Genomic DNA, 15,791 nt, shown 5'->3' with positions numbered 1-15,791 from the left:
CTAGCTGCTCTCCGCTCCCTCCGCGACGGTCAGCGGCTTGGCGAAGCAGAGGCTCAGCTCGTCGAAGCGGTAGTGGCCGAACTTGGCGCAGGGCTCGTAGCCGCTGGATATGTAGAGGGCGACCGCCTCCGGCTGCTTGGCGCCGGTCTCCAGGACCATGCGGGTACGGCCGGCCGTGCGGGCGTCGTCCTCCAGGGCGGCCAGGATGCGCCGGGCGAGGCCGAGGCCGCGCGCCTCCTGGGTCACGAACATGCGCTTGAGCTCGGCGTCGCCGTCCGAGTACCCCTCGTCGTTCTCGTCCTGGCTGCGCCAGCCGCCGGTCGCGACCGGGCGGTCCTGCTCGTCGTACGCGAGGAGGTACAGGCCGAGCGGCGGCTCGAACATCGACGCGTCGAGCGGGGTGACATCGCCCTCGCCGCTGCCGTAACGCTCGGCGTACTCGAGCTGCACCGTGGCGTTGAGTTTGACGGCGTCGGGGTGGTCGAACGGGACCGGACGGATATACATGCGAAGCATCGTACATCTATGCATATGGTGAGCGGTAGGGATTAAGTATCGTGCCCGGGTGCTGACTATTACCTCGGTCAATGTGAACGGGCTCAGGGCCGCCGCGAAGAAGGGCTTCGTGGAGTGGCTCGCGCAGACCTCGGCGGACGTGCTGTGTCTTCAGGAGGTGCGGGCCGAGCCCGGACAGCTGCCGCCGGAGGTCCGCGAGCCGGACGGCTGGCACGTCGTGCACGCGCCCGCCGCTGCCAAGGGGCGTGCGGGCGTGTCCCTGTACACGCGGCGCGAGCCGGACCGCGTCCAGGTCGGGTTCGGGTCCGAGGAGTTCGACTCCAGCGGGCGGTATGTCGAGGTCGATCTGCCGGGTGTCACCGTCGCCAGCCTCTACCTGCCCTCCGGCGAGGTCGGGACCGAGCGGCAGGACGAGAAGATCCGGTTCATGGGGGAGTTCCTCCCCTATCTGAAGGGGCTGCGCGAGCGGGCCGCCGCCGACGGGCGCGAGGTCGTGGTCTGCGGCGACTGGAACATCGCCCACCAGGAGGCCGACCTCAAGAACTGGCGGGCGAACAGGAAGAACTCCGGGTTCCTGCCCGAGGAGCGGGAATGGCTGGGGCGGGTCTTCGACGCGGCTGACGGCGGGTACGTCGATGTCGTGCGAGAGCTGCATCCGGATGTCGAGGGGCCGTACTCGTGGTGGTCGTACCGGGGGCGGGCCTTCGACAACGACTCGGGATGGAGGATCGACCTCGCTGTCGCGACGCCGGGGCTCGCGGGCAAGGCGGTCAAGGCGTTCGTGGAGCGGGCCGCCAGCCATGGGGAGCGGTGGTCGGACCACGCTCCGGTGACCGTGGTCTTCGAGAGATGAGGGTGGTCAGTCGATCTGGAGGGGCCGTCGGCTGAGTCTGCGGTCCAGGGCCAACGACAGTTCCGCCTCCACCACGCTCTTCGCCAGGGGGCGCAGGCGCCGCAGGTCCTCCGTGGTGCGGTCCTCGGCGAGGACGAGGGCGGTGAAGAGTTCGGCGAGGGCGTCGGCGTGGTCGCGGACGCGGCGGGCCGCGGCCAGGACGTCGGACAGCGGGATGCCCTCGCGGACCAGGGCCGCCGAGACGTCGAGCAGACGCCGGCTGATGTGGACGATCTCGCCGCCGTCGGTGCCGAGATAGCCGAGGTCGAGCGCGGCGGCGAGGTTCTCCGGGGTCGCCTGGCCCGCGAAGACGTCGGCCAGCTCCTCCGGAGAGATGCGGACCGGGGTTTCCTCCGTCGCCTCGCCGAGGCCGAGCAGCTCGCCCACGTCGCGGCCGTGGTCGAAGGCCTCCGCCAGTTCCGCGATGCCGCTGAGGGTGTGGCCGCGTTCGAGGAGCGCCGAGATGGTGCGCAGGCGGGCCAGGTGCGTGTCGTCGTACCAGGCGATACGGCCCTCGCGGCGGGGCGGCGGTATGAGCTTGCGCTCCCGGTAGAAGCGCAGGGTGCGCACGGTGATGCCGGCCTCCTTGGCCAGCTCCTCCATCCGGTACTCGCGCTTCTGTGTCACGGGCGAAACCCTACGTCGTGCCGTCGGCACCCGCGGCGGAGCCGCTGATGTGAACGCCGTGGCCGCGACCCCTACCCATGAGTACGGACCTGCTCTACCCTCCCCATTGCGCCAGTATTCACTGGCAGGGTTGGGTGGCTAGGGAGGCGTCGGATGAGCGACGGGACGACCGGGCGCGAGGACGGGACGACCGAGCACGAGAACGGGACGACCGAGCGCGAGCATGTACGAGTGGCGGTGATCGGGTCCGGGTTCGGTGGCCTGGGGGCGGCGGTGCGGCTGCGCCGCGAAGGGATCACCGACTTCGTCGTCCTGGAACGGGCCGACAGCGTGGGCGGCACCTGGCGGGACAACAGCTACCCCGGGTGCGCCTGCGACGTGCCGTCCCACCTCTACTCGTTCTCGTTCGCGCCCAACCCCGACTGGCCCCGCACCTTCTCCGGACAGGAGCACATCCGCGCGTACCTGGAGTACGTGGCGGACGTCTTCCGGCTGCGGCCGCATCTGCGCTTCAACTCCGAAGTCAAGATGATGACGTGGGACGCCGAGCAGCTGCGCTGGGAGATCGAGACCAGCGGCGGGTTCCTCACCGCCGACGTCGTCGTGTCCGCGACCGGACCGCTCTCCGATCCCAAGGTCCCGGACATCCCGGGCATCGACACCTTCCCCGGCAAGGTCTTCCACTCGGCCCGCTGGGACCACGACTACGACCTGCGCGGCAAGCGCGTCGCCATGATCGGCACGGGCGCCTCGGCCATCCAGATCGTGCCGTCGATCCAGCCGGAGGCCGCCCGCCTCACCCTCTTCCAGCGCACCCCGCCGTGGGTGATGCCCCGGGTCGACCGTGCCATCAGCGGCGCCGAGCGCTGGCTGCACCGGCAGCTGCCCTTCACCGCGAAGATGCGGCGAGGACTCCTGTGGGGCATCCGGGAGGTGCAGGTCCACGCGTTCACCAAGCGGCCCGATGAGCTGGGGATGGTGGAGAAGCTGGCGAGGCGCAATATCGCCCGGGCCATCAAGGACCCGGCGCTGCGCGCCAAGCTGACCCCCGACTACCGCATCGGCTGCAAGCGCATCCTGCTCTCCAGCGCCTACTACCCGGCGCTCGCCCAGCCCAACGTGGACGTGGTCGCGAGTGGGCTGAGCGAAGTCCGCGGCTCCACCCTCGTCGCCGCCGACGGCAGCGAGGCCGAGGTCGACGCGATCGTCTTCGGTACGGGCTTCCACGTCACCGACATGCCGATCGCCGACCGGGTCGTCGGCGCCGACGGCCGGACGCTCGCGGAGAGCTGGAAGGAGGGCATGAAGTCGCTGCGCGGCGCCACCGCCGTCAATTTCCCCAACTGGATGACGATCATCGGGCCCAACACGGGACTGGGGACCTCCAGCATGATCCTGATGATCGAGTCCCAGCTGAACTACATGGTCGACTACATGCGGCAGTTGGACGTCCTCGGCGGGCGCGTCGCCCTCGCCCCGCGGCCGGGCGCCGTGGACGCCTGGAACGACCGGGTCCAGGAGCGCATGAAGCGCACGGTGTGGAACACCGGCGGCTGCACCAGCTGGTACCTCGACGCGAACGGCCGCAACACGACCATCTGGCCGGGCACGACAGCCGAGTTCCGGAGCAACACGCGGCGCGTGGACCTGGGCGAGTACGAGGTCCTGCGGGCACCCCGGCCGCGTACCGAGAACCCGGCCGAGAAGCTGGAGGCCGGAGCGTGAGCCGACCGACCCCCGTGGCGAGCGGCCCGTACGCCCCGCCCACGCCCGCGCGCGAACTGACCGCTGTCTCCGCCGACGGCGCCCGGCTGCACGTCGAAGTGCACGGAGCCGAGAACGCGCCCCCCGTCGTCCTCGCCCACGGCTGGACCTGCTCGACCGCCTTCTGGGCCGCCCAGATACGGGATCTCGCCGCCGACCACCGGGTGATCGCGTACGACCAGCGCGGACACGGACGCAGCCCCGCGAGCGAGGCATGCGGTACGGACGCACTCGCCGACGACCTGGAAGCCGTCCTCGCGGCCACGCTCGCGCCGGGCGAGAAGGCGGTGCTCGTGGGGCACTCCATGGGCGGGATGACACTGATGGCCGCCTCGGCCAGACCACGCTTCCGCGAGCATGCGGCCGCCGCTCTGCTGTGCAGCACGGGCAGTTCGCGACTGGTCGCCGAGTCGCGGGTGGTGCCGATGCCCGCCGGGCGGCTGCGCACCGGGGTCACCCGGCAGATCCTCGGATCGCGGGCGCCGCTCGGGCCGGTCACGCCATTGGCCCGGCGGATCCTCAAGTACGCGACCATGGGCCCCGGTTCGTCGTCGGGCATGGTCGAGGCCTGCGCGCGGATCGTGCACGCGTGTCCGCGCACGGTGCGGCACGCCTGGTCACAGGTGCTCGACCGGCTCGATCTCGACCACGGTGTACGGGAGTTGACGGTACCGACAGCCGTAGTGGCGGGTACGGCGGACCGGATGACGCCCGTGACACACGCCCGCGCCCTCGTCGCGTCGCTGCCGAACTGCGTCGGCCTCACCGAGCTGACGGGGCTTGGGCACATGACGCCGGTCGAGGCACCCGAGCTGATCACTTCCCGCATACGCGAACTCGTCTCCACGCACGTACAGATGAAGGAGGGCGCATGAGCAGGGTCAGTCTGGAAGGGCAGGTCGCCGTCGTCACGGGAGCCGCGCGGGGCGTCGGCGAACTCCTCGCCCGCAAACTCTCCGCGCGCGGCGCCAAGATCGCGCTCGTCGGTCTCGAGGCGGACGCCCTCAAACAGGTCTCGGAGCGGCTGCACAGCGAGAGCGGCCACTGGCACGCCGACGTCACCGACCACGAGGCGATGACGCGGGTCGCGGCCGAGGTGAAGGAGCGGTTCGGCAAGGTGGACATCGTCGTCGCCAACGCCGGTGTCGCGAGCGGCGGTCCCTTTGTGGACTCCGATCCGGTCGCCTGGCGGCGGGTCATCGAGGTCAATCTGATCGGATCGGCGGTCACCGCCCGCGCCTTCCTGCCCGTACTCATGGAGAGCCGGGGCTACTTGCTCCAGATCGCCTCGCTCGCGGCCATCACGCCGGCGCCGATGATGACCGCGTACTGCGCGTCCAAGTCGGGCGTCGAGGCGTACGCGCACAGCCTGCGCGCCGAGGTCGGCTACAAGGGCGTACGCGTCGGGGTCGGTTACCTGTCCTGGACCGACACCGACATGGTGCGCGGCGCCGACCAGGACGACGTGATGCGCGAACTGCGGCAACGACTGCCGTGGCCGTCCAGCAAGACGTATCCGCTGGGCCCGGCGGTCGATCGGATCGTGGCGGGCATCGAGCGCCGCTCCAGCCATGTGTACGCGCAGTGGTGGCTGCGGGGGATGCAGGGTGTCCGGGGATACCTCCCCGGGATCATCGGGGCGGTCGGGCAACGGGAGATGCGGCGCTTCGAGCCGCGGCTCAAGGGGGTCGGTACGGGGCTCGTCGGCGCCGGTGGAGCGGCCGACGAGCAGCAGCGGCAAGGGATCTCACCGTGAGTAACTGATCGAAATGCGCAGCATGTTCCCCCGTGTAACTCTGGTCGAGGCCCGATCCCCCTCACCCACAACGGAGTGATTCTCATGGGCATGCAAGACCAGTTCAAGGACAAGGCTGAGCAGCTGAAGCAGCAGGGCAAGAAGAAGATGGGCGAAGCGAAGGGCGCGGCGAAGGAGCAGACGGGCGAGCGCACGTCCAAGGGACGCGCCCGTACCCCGCAGGAGCCTGAGCGCGGCCGTTCTCCGCAGGAGCGCCGCTCCCCGGAGGCGAGCCGCAACCAGCAGGAGACTGAGCGCCTGCAGCGCGAGGCCAAGGACCGCCTCGACCAGGACTACGACGTCTGACGATCGTTGCACTGGGCTTTCGGCAGAGTGTGGGGCGCCCTCTTTCTCGGGGGCGCCCCACGCTTGTCGTGGGGCGCCGGTCCTCGCGTCTCTTACGGGGTGCCCCTTGGCGGCAGCTTCGGTCTTGTCCTGTCCGGGACGTTGGAATAGTCCGGTGGGGAGGACGCGGGGTGGGTGGCCAGGAGGTCCAGGGCGAGTTGGATCGCGGTGTCCATCTCGGTGTGGTGGCCCTCCGCCCAGTCCAGCGGGGTGCGAAGGACTTCCAGGTCCGGGGTGACGCCCCGGTTCTCGATGGACCAGCCGTACGTGTCGAACCAGGCCGCGTTCATCGGCACCGTGATCACCGTCCCGTCGCCAAGGCGGTGGCGGCCGGTCATGCCGACGACTCCGCCCCAGGTGCGCTGACCGACCACCGGACCGAGCTTCAGCAGCTTGAACGCGGCCGTGATCATGTCGCCGTCGGACGAGGTCGCCTCGTCGGCGAGGGCGACCACCGGGCCCCGTGGGGCGTTCGACGCGTACGACACCGGCTGGGCGTTGCGTGTCAGGTCCCAGCCCAGGATCGCGCGCGTCAACTTCTCGACGACGAGCTCGCTGATGTGGCCGCCCGCGTTGCCGCGCACGTCGACGATCAGCGCCGGGCGTGAGACCTCCAGACGCAGGTCACGGTTGAACTGGGCCCAGCCCGAGCCGCCCATGTCCGGGATGTGCAGGTAGCCGCAGCGTCCGCCGCTCAACTCCCGTACGACATCCCGGCGTTTGGCCACCCAGTCCTGGTAGCGCAGGGGCCGCTCGTCGATCAGCGGGATGACGGCGACCCGGCGTGAGCGGCCCTCGCCCTCCGTCGTCGTGAACGTCAGCTCCACCGTCGTACCGCCCGCGCCCGCCAGCAGCGGATACGGCCCCGTCACCGGGTCCACCGGGCGGCCGTCCACATGCGTCAGTACGGCGCCCTCGCGAATGCCGGTGCCGGCGAGGGGGGAGCGGGCCTTGGAGTCCGACGAATCGCCGGGGAGGATCCGCCGGAGGGTCCAACTCCCGTCGTGGCGGACGAAGTTGGCACCCAGTAGGCCCTGCCAGCGCTGGTAGTGGGCCGGGCCCTCGTTGCGGCGGGCGGCGGCGACGTACGCATGGGAGGTGCCGAGTTCACCGAGGACTTCGCGCAACAGGTCCGCGAACTCGTCCGGGGACGCGACCCGTTCGACCAGCGGGCGGTACTGCGCGAGCACCGCGTCCCAGTCGATGCCGCACATGTGGGGTTCCCAGAAGTAGGAGCGGATGATGCGGCCCGCCTCCTCGTACGCCTGGCGCCACTCGGCGGGCGGATGCACCTCGTGGATGATGCGGCGCAGGTCGATCCAGACCGTCGTGTCGCTGTCGCCGGACTCGGTGGCGGGGACGGCGCGCAGGTCGCCCTCGTCCACGACCACCAGCCGGGAGCCGTCGCCGCTCACCGCGAACCAGTCCAGATGCTCGACGAGTTCGGACTTCTTCGCCTTGGCGATGTTGAAGTACTCGAGGGTGGGACGGCCGGAGATGTCGGCGGGGTTGACGAAGGTCTCGCCCAGCGCGCCCGAGATCGGCCAGCGCAGCCAGACCAGGCCGCCGCCCGCGACCGGGTACAGCGCCGAGTACTTGGACGCGGTGACCGGGAACGGCGTCACCCGGCTCTCCAGCCCCTCCAGCTCGACGCTCACCGCACCATCGGCGCCCTCGTCCTCGACCGGGTCCAGGCCCCCGGCGACCGGCCGCCCGTCGGGGTTCAGCGCGAACGGGGACGGGGTGGCGGAGGACAGCGGCACCAGGTAGGGGCGGCAGCCCAGCGGGAAGGAGAGGTCGCCGGTGTGGACGTCGTACACCGGGTCGAAGCCGCGCCAGGACAGGAAGGCCAGATACCGGCCGTCCCGGGTGAACACGGGGTTCTCGTCCTCGAAGCGTCCGTTGGTGACATCGACGATGAGCCGGTCCTTTATACGCGCCATCTTGATCTGGCGCAGGGACCGGCCGATCCCGGGGTGCGACCACGTCAGCCACGCCCCGTCCGGCGAGAAGGCGAGATCCCGCACCGGCCCGTTGATGGACCGGATCAGCTCCGTGACCTCGCCGTTCGACTCCTCTGTGCCCGCGGCGGCAGCCGCTTCATCGGACACAGCCGTCAGGAGCAGCCGCCCGTCGTTCGACGCGATCGCCAGCCGCTCGCCCTGCGGATCCGCCACCAGTTCCAGTACGCGGCCCAGGTCGCCGGAGGTGGGCCGGCGCGCCTCGCGTTCGCCGGAGGCCCGCGGCAGAGAGGCGATCTCGATCGTGTCCTCGCCGTCCGCGTCCGTCACATAGGCGACCTGGTCGCTGGAGCCGAGCATCTCGGGGAGCCGGACCCGTACCCCCGGGGTGTCCGCGATGGTGCGCGCGGGGCCGTCGCGGTGGGTGAGCCAGTACAGGCTGCCGCGTACGACGACGGCGCTGGCCCGGCCCGTCTCGTCCACGGAGATGCCGTCGATGTGCTGGGTGGCCGGCACCTGGTACGTACGCCGTCCGGCGCGCGGCCCGCCCAGGCGGACGTCGAGACGGCGCGGCAGCGAGTCCGGGGACAGGTCGTCGACGATCCACAGATCCCCGGCGCACTGGTACACCACCCGGTTGCCGTCGCTGGACGCGTGCCGCGCGTAGAAGGCGTCGTGGTCGGTGTGGCGGCGCAGGTCGGAGCCGTCGTAGGCGCACGAGTACAGATTCCCGACCCCTTCGTGGTCGGAGAGGAAGGCGATACGGCCGCCGACGAACATGGGGCAGTCGAAGTGGCCTTCGAGGCCGGCCAGCAACCGCTGCCCGTGCAGCCACAGTCGGCCCGTCGCGCCACCCCGGTAGCGCTTCCAGGCGGCGGGTTCGTGTGGCGGGGCGCCGGTGAGCAGCAGGGTCTTGCGTTCGCCCTCGATGTCGGCGACCTGGATGCCGGCGACCGGGCCCCAGGGGAGCCTGCCGCCGGGGTCGCCGTCGGTGGGGACGCTGTAGGCCCAGGTGAAGTACGAGAAGGGCTGGTTGTGCGAGGCCACGGCGAGGATGTCGCCGTCGGGGGACCAGCCGCAGACCTGGGTGTCGGCGCTGCCCCAGTAGGTGAGCCGTCTGCCGGGGCCGCCGTCGACCGGCGCGAGATGGATCTCCGGCACGAAGCTGCGCCAGCTGGTGTACGCGATGTGGCGGCCGTCGGGGGAGAAGCGGGGGTGGCCGATCTTGGTGCGGTCGACGGTGAGCCGCCAGGCGCGGCCGGGGCCGTCGAGGGGGGCAACCCACAGGTCGTCCTCGGCCGCGAAGCAGAGCCGATCGCCGCTGAGGTGGGGGAAGCGGAGGTAGCCGGGGGTGTTCTGGTCCTGGGGCGCCTTCTCGAACTCGTCGCTCACCCATCCATGCTTTTCCCCCTGACGGGCCCTGGCAACTTGTGAGTGCGCGTGGCGTGTGCGTGGTGCGTTCGTGCGTGGACGGGGCGAGTGACTCAGGACACGTACGAAACGGTTTCGTTTCGCTTGCCTTCAGGGTATCTTCAGAGACGTACCAAGGTGAGGTACGAAACCGTGTCGTTCGGAGCAGGCCGCTTCGGGCGTGGAGCAGGGGAAGGTGAGTGGGATGGCTGAAGTCGCAACGGCGCGCCGCAGTCGGATCACGCCCGAGCGTGAGGCCGAGTTGTACGCGGCCGTGCTCGAACTGCTCCGGGAGGTCGGCTACGACGCCCTGACGATGGACGCCGTGGCCGCCCGCACCAAGTCCAGTAAGGCCACCCTCTACCGCCAGTGGGGCGGTAAGGCCGAGCTCGTCGTCAAGGCGCTGAAGAGCCAGAAGCACGTGGTCTCCCTCAGTGATGGCGATGTCGACACCGGGTCCCTGCGGGGCGACTTCCACGCGATAGTGCGACGTGGGGACGACTGCGACCTGGAACAGAACTCCGCGCTGATGCGGGGTCTGGCCATGGCGATGCACGGGAACCCCGATCTCCTCAGAGCCTTTCGGGAGATGATCATCGAGCCGGAGCTCCAGGAGATGCGGCTGGTGCTGCGACGTGCCGTCGACCGGGGTGAGATCCGTCCGGACAACCCCGCGATGGACTACGTGCTGCACATGATGATCGGCGGCTTCGCGGCCCGGACCATGATCGACGAACAGCCCCCGACGCAGGCCTTCCTCACCTCGTACATCGATGCCGTGATCCTCCCCGCTCTCGGCGCGTAACCACCCAACACCCCAGACAAGTCCCCGAATCTGCACCTGACGCGACCGCTCACGTCGTCGGGCTGACAACCCATGCCCAACCGGGTGACCACACCAGCCCCTGCCATCCACGACCTGACCGGGAGTACTCCCTCGTGGCCACATTCCTCTATAAACTCGGCCGATTCGCCTTCCGGCGACGGCACTTCGTCGCCCTGATATGGGTGGCGTTGCTGACACTCGCGGGCGTCGGTGCGGCCAGCGCCCCCGCCGCCGGCACCACGTCGTTCTCGATCCCCGGCACCGAGGCGCAGAAGGCCTTCGACCTGCTGGAGCAGCGCTTCCCCGGCTCGAGCGCCGACGGAGCGACCGCACGTGTCGTCTTCAAGGCGCCCAGCGGCGAGAAGATGGACGACCCGGGCAACAAGGCGACCGTCAAGGATGCCGTCAAGGCGCTCGGCGACGGCTCCGAAGTCACCTCCGTCACCGACCCCTTCAAGTCCCACGCCGTGAGCAAGGACGGATCCGTCGCCTACGCGTCGGTGTCCTACAAGGTCTCCGGCATGGAGCTGAAGGACTCCTCGACGGAGGCCCTGGAGGAGGCCGCGCAGGACGCGCGGGACGCCGGGCTGGATGTCGAGGTGGGCGGTGACGCGCTCCAGGCGACGCCCGAGACCGGCTCCACCGAGATCATCGGCATCGCGGTCGCCGCGATCGTCCTCGTCATCACCTTCGGTTCACTGATCGCGGCCGGGCTGCCGCTGCTGACCGCGATCGTCGGCGTCGGCATCGGCGTCTCCACCATCACCGCCCTCGCCAAGGCGCTCGACCTCGGCGACACCACCTCGACGCTGGCGATGATGATCGGCCTGGCGGTCGGCATCGACTACGCGCTGTTCGTCGTCTCCCGCTACCGGGCCGAGCTGGCCGAGGGCCGGGAGCGCGAGGAAGCGGCCGGACGGGCCGTCGGTACGGCGGGCTCCGCGGTGGTCTTCGCGGGTCTCACCGTCGTGATCGCACTCGTGGGTCTCTCGGTCGTCAACATCCCGATGCTGACGAAGATGGGCGTCGCGGCGGCCGGCACGGTCGCCATCGCCGTCGTCATCGCGCTGACGCTGATCCCGGCGCTGCTCGGGTACGCGGGCAAGAAGGTCCAGCCCGCCGGCAAGAAGAGCAAGCTGCTCGGCGGCGGCCGGGCCTCCAAGAACGAGGGCAAGCCCAACATGGGCACCCGCTGGGCGAGCTTCATCGTCCGCCGTCCGCTCGCCGTGCTGCTGCTCGGCGTCGTGGGCCTGGGCGCCGCCGCCGTCCCGGTGGCCTCGCTCGAACTGGGTCTGCCCGACGACGGTTCACAGCCGACGTCCACCACGCAGCGCCGGGCGTACGACGCGCTGTCCGACGGTTTCGGGCCCGGCTTCAACGGTCCCCTGATGCTCGTCCTGGACGCCAAGTCGAGCGACGACCCCAAGGGCGCGGCCACCCAGGTCGAGGACACCGTCAAGGACCTGAACGACGTCGTGTCGGTGAGCCCGGCGGCGTTCAACAAGGCCGGGGACACCGCGACGATCACGGTCATCCCCGACTCGAAGCCGTCGTCGGTCACGACCGAGGACCTGGTGTACGCCATCCGCGACGCGGGCGGCGACATCAAGGCGGACACCGACGCGAACGTCTACGTCACCGGCACCACCGCGATGAACATCGACTTCTCGCAGAAGCTCAACGACGCGCTGGTCCCGTATCTGGCGCTGGTGGTCGGCCTCGCCTTCCTGCTCCTGATCCTCGTGTTCCGCTCGATCCTGGTCCCGCTGAAGGCGGCGCTCGGCTTCCTGCTGAGCGTGATGGCGGCGCTCGGCGCGGTGGTCGCGGTCTTCCAGTGGGGCTGGCTGTCCGGCCTGATGGGCGTCGAGGAGACCGGCCCGATCATGTCGATGATGCCGATCTTCATGGTGGGCGTCGTCTTCGGTCTCGCCATGGACTACGAGGTGTTCCTCGTGACCCGGATGCGCGAGGCGTACGTCCACGGCGAGAAGCCCAACCAGGCCATCGTGACCGGCTTCAAGCACGGCGCCCGGGTGGTCACGGCCGCGGCCGTCATCATGATCGCCGTCTTCTCCGGTTTCATCGGCTCCAGCGAGTCGATGATCAAGATGATCGGCTTCGGCCTCGCGATCGCCGTCTTCTTCGACGCGTTCGTGGTCCGCATGACCATCGTCCCGGCGGTACTCGCCCTGCTCGGCAAGAAGGCCTGGTGGCTGCCGAAGTGGCTGGACCGCGTCCTTCCCAACGTCGACGTCGAGGGCGAGGGCCTGCGCGCCCTGTCCGAGAAGAGCGACGGCGGCGGCAAGGACGAGGACCGGGAGTTGGTACGGGTCTGAGGCCTGAAGTCTCGGGGCTGGGTCTTGGGCCTGGGCCTCGGGGCTGAGGTCTGAAACTTGACTGATGCGGTGAGGGGCACCCTGCGTTGTGGCGGGGTGCCTCTCTCTTGGTTCCTGTGGGTCCTTTGGTGCCGTTACTTCGCTTGGTCGGCGGGGTCCTCGGCGAACACCTCGGGGGTGGAGGTGGCGGTGATGGCTCGGTTGAACCAGCGGGTGAGGGTGTCGAGGTTGTTGCAGGTGGCGATGCGTTCGCGGTCGGCGTCAGGGACGAGAATGCCGCGGCGGTCGAGGAGGAGTAAGACGTCAGCGGTTCTGCCCTGCGAATACCCCTTGAGGTACTCCCAGGATGTCTCTCTGACGTAGATCTCGCCGTATCCCCGGGCAAGCTCCTTGCGCACTCGCTCGGCGCGGACATCCCGGGCCAGCGCGCCGACGGGCACAGGCTCTTCGGGGAACGCCTCGGAGAGTGGGGTGACCTTGGAGACGGACACGCCCACGCGGTTCAGGGCCGTAAGGATGCCCTCGGCCGCGACCTCGGCGGGAATGTCCGAACGCTCTGACCAGGAGGACGATGTGAGTGCCCGGCAGAGCTCTTCGGCTGGTCCGTCGTTCGGGGGGTTCTCTGTCACTGCGTCTCACCGGGTTCCTGGTCGGCCGGGTCCTCGGTGAACACCTCAGCGGTGGAGGTGGCGGTGATGGCGCGGTCGATCCAGTGGGTGAGGGTGTCGGGGTTGTCGCAGGTGGTGATGCGGTCCCGGTCGGTGTCGGAGACGGGGATGCCTCGGCGGTCGAGATGGTGGAGGAGGTAGTTGGCGAGCGCCTTGACCTCCCCCTCGGCGCGTCCTTCGTCGCGGATTTCCTGTGACAGCGATGACGTGAAGAATGAGGTTTCGGCGGCCAAGAGTTGCCTCCAGAGCTTGAGGGCCTCGGTCTTGTCCAGGCCCTGATTGGCGAATTCCGCGAAGACTCGCGCGTTGTCCGGGTCGCGGGCCTCCATGGCCCTCAAAGCTGCTGCCAGTACCTTCAGTGTGGCATCGACGGACCGGTCCCGGGCGTGCAGAACGGCGGACAGAACGGTCATCGGGACGTCGCGGGTGGCTTCGTCCAGGGTTTCGATGAGGGGGATGTCGTCGGGTCCGAAGACCAGGGGCCGCAGGGCGAGACCTTGCCACTGCGGGGGGCCGATCTTCACGGGGCGGGCAGCCCAGTCTGCGGTTTTCCGGTCCCGGCAGATGACGAGGAGTACCGGAGGGACCTTGTACTTGTCGTTCACGAAGGCCATGTACCAAGCCCAGCTGGCGTGTTTGCACTCGTCCGGTTTCCCCTGGGCTTCGACAGCGACGATGTAGCTGCCGGCCGCCTCCTTGATTTCTAACAGCGTGTCCACCCGCCTCTCCACCGGGTGGTTCTCGCTGAGGTCGGTGGGGAGTTCGGTGACGGAGATCGGCGTTCCGAACTCCGGGATACCGAGCCTGCGGGTGACGCGGGCGAAGAGTCCCGGGTCCTGCCGGAAGATCCGGTGCATCGCTTCGTGTGGGGAACTGACCATCGTGGTGATTGCGCTCCTTTCGTGTCGAACAGGCGTGAGCATATGACCGAGGTATATGCAGTTGCGCGGCTAATTGGGTGACGATCACCCGTGTGGGTGATGAGTCCCGCGTACGTTCACGTCCGCCCAGACCGTCTTCCGGGGCGCCGGCCCGAGCGCCACACCCCAGCGGGCGGCCAGCGCGGCCACGAGGAGGAGACCCCGGCCCTTTTCCGCTTCCGGGCGCGGTGGGGCGAGGTGGGGGAGGCGGTCACCCCGCGTGTCCGTGACCTCGATACGGAGCGTGTCGCCGACCACGTACAGCGTCAGCCGGAAGTCACGGCCCGCGACCCTGCCGTGCGTGGCCGCGTTGGCCGCCAGTTCGGCGACGATCTGGCTTGCCGCCTCCAACGGGAGTCCCCAGCTGCGGAGTTGTTCGACCGCGAGCAGACGGGCCAGGCGGGCGCCGCGAGGTGTGGGGGACAGAAGGACGCTGAAGTTGCGGATGGGGGAGTCGAGTTGGGGGTGGGGGGCGGCGGTTTCTTGGTTCACGTCACTCAGAGTGGCCGAGTCTGCGTACGGTGAGGAGTCGCGGCGCGTGTGCGTACGGTGACTGTCCGGGGTTTGTCTCGGGCTGTCTCGGCTGTCTCCGTGCCGTACGGGTACGGGTGCGCGTTGGAGGTGGGCGATGAGCGAGGACGTGGACGAGGCGGGTTGGGGGATCGAACCCGGGGACGAGATGGCGCCGATGATCGAGGTCGTCGGAGGCGTGATCAAGTTCCACCGGGAGGCCGCGGGGATGCGGGCGGTCGACTTCGGGGAGGTGATGGGGTACGGCGAGGACATGATCCGCAAGATCGAGCGCGGGGCGCGGATCCCCCGGCTGGAGTTCCTCTACCAGGCGGACGAGGTGCTGAACGCGGGCGGGGCGATCACTGCGCTGCGGACGCACACGGAGAAGGCTCGGTATCCGAAGAAGGTGCGGGAGCTGGCGCAACTGGAGGCGCGGTCGGTCGAGTTATTGCTGTACAGCAACCACAACATCCATGGACTGTTGCAGACACCCGAGTACGCGAAGGCGCTGTTCGAGACCCGGCAGCCCGCACTCTCGTCGGACGTGGTGGCGCGGGAGACCGATGCGCGGATGGCCCGTAAGGCGATCTTCGAACGGGAGCCCGCCCCGACGCTCGGTTTTGTCCAGGAACAGGTGACGCTGGAACGCCCCATCGGAGGGAAGATGGTGTTGCGTCGGCAGCTTGAACACCTGTTGGAGGTAGCGCAGTTGCGGAACGTCATGCTCCAGGTCATGCCAACCGAGCGGGAGGACCATGCCGGAATGGACGGCCTGATCGAGGTGCTGAAGTTCCAGGACGGCACGGGGGTCGGGCGTTCCGACGGGGCGTTCAACGGTCGCCCGGTCTCAAGTCCCCGGGATCTTCGGGTCCTTGAGCTGCGGTATGGCATGATCCGGGCGCAGGCTCTCACGCCGAGGGAGTCGCTGGCCTTCATCGAGCACGTGCTGGGAGAACTATGAGCACCCGTGAACTCCAGTGGTTCAAGAGCAGCTACAGCAGCAGCAGCGAGCCCGGCGACTGCGTCGAGATAGCCGTGGCCCCCGCCACCATCCACATCCGTGACTCCAAGACCCCCGCCGCCCCTCACCTCACCGTCGCTGCCACCACCTGGACCGACTTCCTCACGTACGCGTCGTCCAACCGTCAGTACTGAAGTGGCCGTGGGGGCCGCCCGCTTCTTGGTCAGTGTCGTGCTTCCGCGAGCCGAGTCAAGGGC

15 protein-coding genes are annotated in these 15,791 nt (G+C 69.3%); 9 read left to right on the top strand and 6 right to left on the bottom strand.

What is annotated here, in order from left to right; all coding sequences use genetic code 11:
• Nucleotides 1-507 carry a GNAT family N-acetyltransferase gene (locus AB0D57_RS03395; protein ID WP_362066477.1) on the bottom strand — a complete coding sequence of 169 codons (507 nt, stop codon included), beginning with the start codon at nt 505-507 and terminating at the stop codon, nt 1-3.
• Nucleotides 508-565: 58 nt separating this feature from the next.
• Here AB0D57_RS03395 and AB0D57_RS03390 point away from each other — a divergent pair, with 58 nt between their 5' ends.
• Entirely contained in the window at nt 566-1,369 is an 804-nt protein-coding gene (locus AB0D57_RS03390) for an exodeoxyribonuclease III (protein WP_362066475.1), read from the top strand.
• Between the two features lie 6 nt (nt 1,370-1,375).
• Here AB0D57_RS03390 and AB0D57_RS03385 read toward each other — a convergent pair whose 3' ends face one another.
• A complete protein-coding gene (locus AB0D57_RS03385; RefSeq protein WP_362066677.1) occupies nt 1,376-2,011 on the bottom strand; it encodes a MerR family transcriptional regulator in 636 nt (211 codons plus the stop codon).
• 177 nt (nt 2,012-2,188) lie between these two features.
• Between AB0D57_RS03385 and AB0D57_RS03380 the strand changes: the two genes are divergently transcribed.
• The 4 genes from AB0D57_RS03380 to AB0D57_RS03365 all read left to right on the top strand — a co-directional run bounded on the left by AB0D57_RS03380 (nt 2,189) and on the right by AB0D57_RS03365 (nt 5,900).
• Nucleotides 2,189-3,760 carry an NAD(P)/FAD-dependent oxidoreductase gene (locus AB0D57_RS03380; RefSeq protein ID WP_362066473.1) on the top strand — a complete coding sequence of 524 codons (1,572 nt, stop codon included), beginning with the start codon at nt 2,189-2,191 and terminating at the stop codon, nt 3,758-3,760.
• Nucleotides 3,757-4,674 (top strand): alpha/beta hydrolase, encoded by a 918-nt coding sequence (locus tag AB0D57_RS03375; protein WP_362066471.1) that lies wholly within the window; start codon nt 3,757-3,759, stop codon nt 4,672-4,674. The genes AB0D57_RS03380 and AB0D57_RS03375 overlap by 4 nt, the downstream gene beginning before the upstream one ends.
• Nucleotides 4,671-5,555 (top strand): SDR family oxidoreductase, encoded by an 885-nt coding sequence (locus AB0D57_RS03370; RefSeq protein WP_362066469.1) that lies wholly within the window; start codon nt 4,671-4,673, stop codon nt 5,553-5,555. Before AB0D57_RS03375 ends, AB0D57_RS03370 begins: the two co-directional genes overlap by 4 nt.
• Before the next feature lie 84 nt (nt 5,556-5,639).
• A complete protein-coding gene (locus AB0D57_RS03365; protein ID WP_362066467.1) occupies nt 5,640-5,900 on the top strand; it encodes a hypothetical protein in 261 nt (86 codons plus the stop codon).
• 92 nt (nt 5,901-5,992) lie between these two features.
• Here AB0D57_RS03365 and AB0D57_RS03360 read toward each other — a convergent pair whose 3' ends face one another.
• Nucleotides 5,993-9,292 (bottom strand): S41 family peptidase, encoded by a 3,300-nt coding sequence (locus tag AB0D57_RS03360; protein ID WP_362066465.1) that lies wholly within the window; start codon nt 9,290-9,292, stop codon nt 5,993-5,995.
• Between the two features lie 223 nt (nt 9,293-9,515).
• Here AB0D57_RS03360 and AB0D57_RS03355 point away from each other — a divergent pair, with 223 nt between their 5' ends.
• Nucleotides 9,516-10,115 carry a TetR/AcrR family transcriptional regulator gene (locus AB0D57_RS03355; protein WP_362066463.1) on the top strand — a complete coding sequence of 200 codons (600 nt, stop codon included), beginning with the start codon at nt 9,516-9,518 and terminating at the stop codon, nt 10,113-10,115.
• A 134-nt stretch (nt 10,116-10,249) separates the two neighbouring features.
• Complete coding sequence (locus AB0D57_RS03350; protein WP_362066461.1) at nt 10,250-12,472, top strand: MMPL family transporter; 2,223 nt, start codon at nt 10,250-10,252, stop codon at nt 12,470-12,472.
• A gap of 134 nt (nt 12,473-12,606) precedes the next feature.
• On the opposite strand, the gene AB0D57_RS03345 is transcribed toward AB0D57_RS03350, so the two are convergent.
• From AB0D57_RS03345 to AB0D57_RS03335, 3 genes are all read right to left on the bottom strand, one after another.
• A complete protein-coding gene (locus AB0D57_RS03345) occupies nt 12,607-13,101 on the bottom strand; it encodes a hypothetical protein (protein ID WP_362066459.1) in 495 nt (164 codons plus the stop codon).
• Nucleotides 13,098-14,021, bottom strand: a complete 924-nt coding sequence (locus AB0D57_RS03340; RefSeq protein WP_362066457.1) for a hypothetical protein — start codon at nt 14,019-14,021, stop codon at nt 13,098-13,100. Before AB0D57_RS03340 ends, AB0D57_RS03345 begins: the two co-directional genes overlap by 4 nt.
• Before the next feature lie 84 nt (nt 14,022-14,105).
• Nucleotides 14,106-14,552, bottom strand: coding sequence for an ATP-binding protein (locus AB0D57_RS03335; protein WP_362066455.1), 447 nt, complete (start codon nt 14,550-14,552; stop codon nt 14,106-14,108).
• A gap of 136 nt (nt 14,553-14,688) precedes the next feature.
• On the opposite strand from AB0D57_RS03335, the gene AB0D57_RS03330 reads away from it, so the two are divergent.
• Entirely contained in the window at nt 14,689-15,534 is an 846-nt protein-coding gene (locus AB0D57_RS03330) for a helix-turn-helix transcriptional regulator (protein ID WP_362066453.1), read from the top strand.
• Entirely contained in the window at nt 15,531-15,728 is a 198-nt protein-coding gene (locus AB0D57_RS03325) for a DUF397 domain-containing protein (RefSeq protein ID WP_362066451.1), read from the top strand. The genes AB0D57_RS03330 and AB0D57_RS03325 overlap by 4 nt, the downstream gene beginning before the upstream one ends.
• The last annotated feature ends 63 nt before the right edge of the window (nt 15,729-15,791 follow it).

The organism is Streptomyces sp. NPDC048275 (assembly GCF_040652275.1).
Lineage (GTDB): Bacteria > Actinomycetota > Actinomycetes > Streptomycetales > Streptomycetaceae > Streptomyces.
Note: the sequence above shows the minus strand (reverse complement) of the source record. Positions and strands in the feature narration are given on the sequence as shown.

Excerpts from the sequence above, each read along its gene's own strand:
- AB0D57_RS03395 (WP_362066477.1), bottom strand. The coding sequence starts at position 507 with ATGTATATCCGTCCGGTCCCGTTCGACCACCCCGACGCCGTCAAACTC.
- AB0D57_RS03385 (WP_362066677.1), bottom strand. The coding sequence starts at position 2,011 with ATGGAGGAGCTGGCCAAGGAGGCCGGCATCACCGTGCGCACCCTGCGC.
- AB0D57_RS03380 (WP_362066473.1), top strand. The coding sequence starts at position 2,189 with ATGAGCGACGGGACGACCGGGCGCGAGGACGGGACGACCGAGCACGAG.
- AB0D57_RS03370 (WP_362066469.1), top strand. The coding sequence starts at position 4,671 with ATGAGCAGGGTCAGTCTGGAAGGGCAGGTCGCCGTCGTCACGGGAGCC.
- AB0D57_RS03365 (WP_362066467.1), top strand. The coding sequence starts at position 5,640 with ATGGGCATGCAAGACCAGTTCAAGGACAAGGCTGAGCAGCTGAAGCAG.
- AB0D57_RS03355 (WP_362066463.1), top strand. The coding sequence starts at position 9,516 with ATGGCTGAAGTCGCAACGGCGCGCCGCAGTCGGATCACGCCCGAGCGT.
- AB0D57_RS03340 (WP_362066457.1), bottom strand. The coding sequence starts at position 14,021 with ATGGTCAGTTCCCCACACGAAGCGATGCACCGGATCTTCCGGCAGGAC.
- AB0D57_RS03330 (WP_362066453.1), top strand. The coding sequence starts at position 14,689 with ATGAGCGAGGACGTGGACGAGGCGGGTTGGGGGATCGAACCCGGGGAC.
- AB0D57_RS03325 (WP_362066451.1), top strand. The coding sequence starts at position 15,531 with ATGAGCACCCGTGAACTCCAGTGGTTCAAGAGCAGCTACAGCAGCAGC.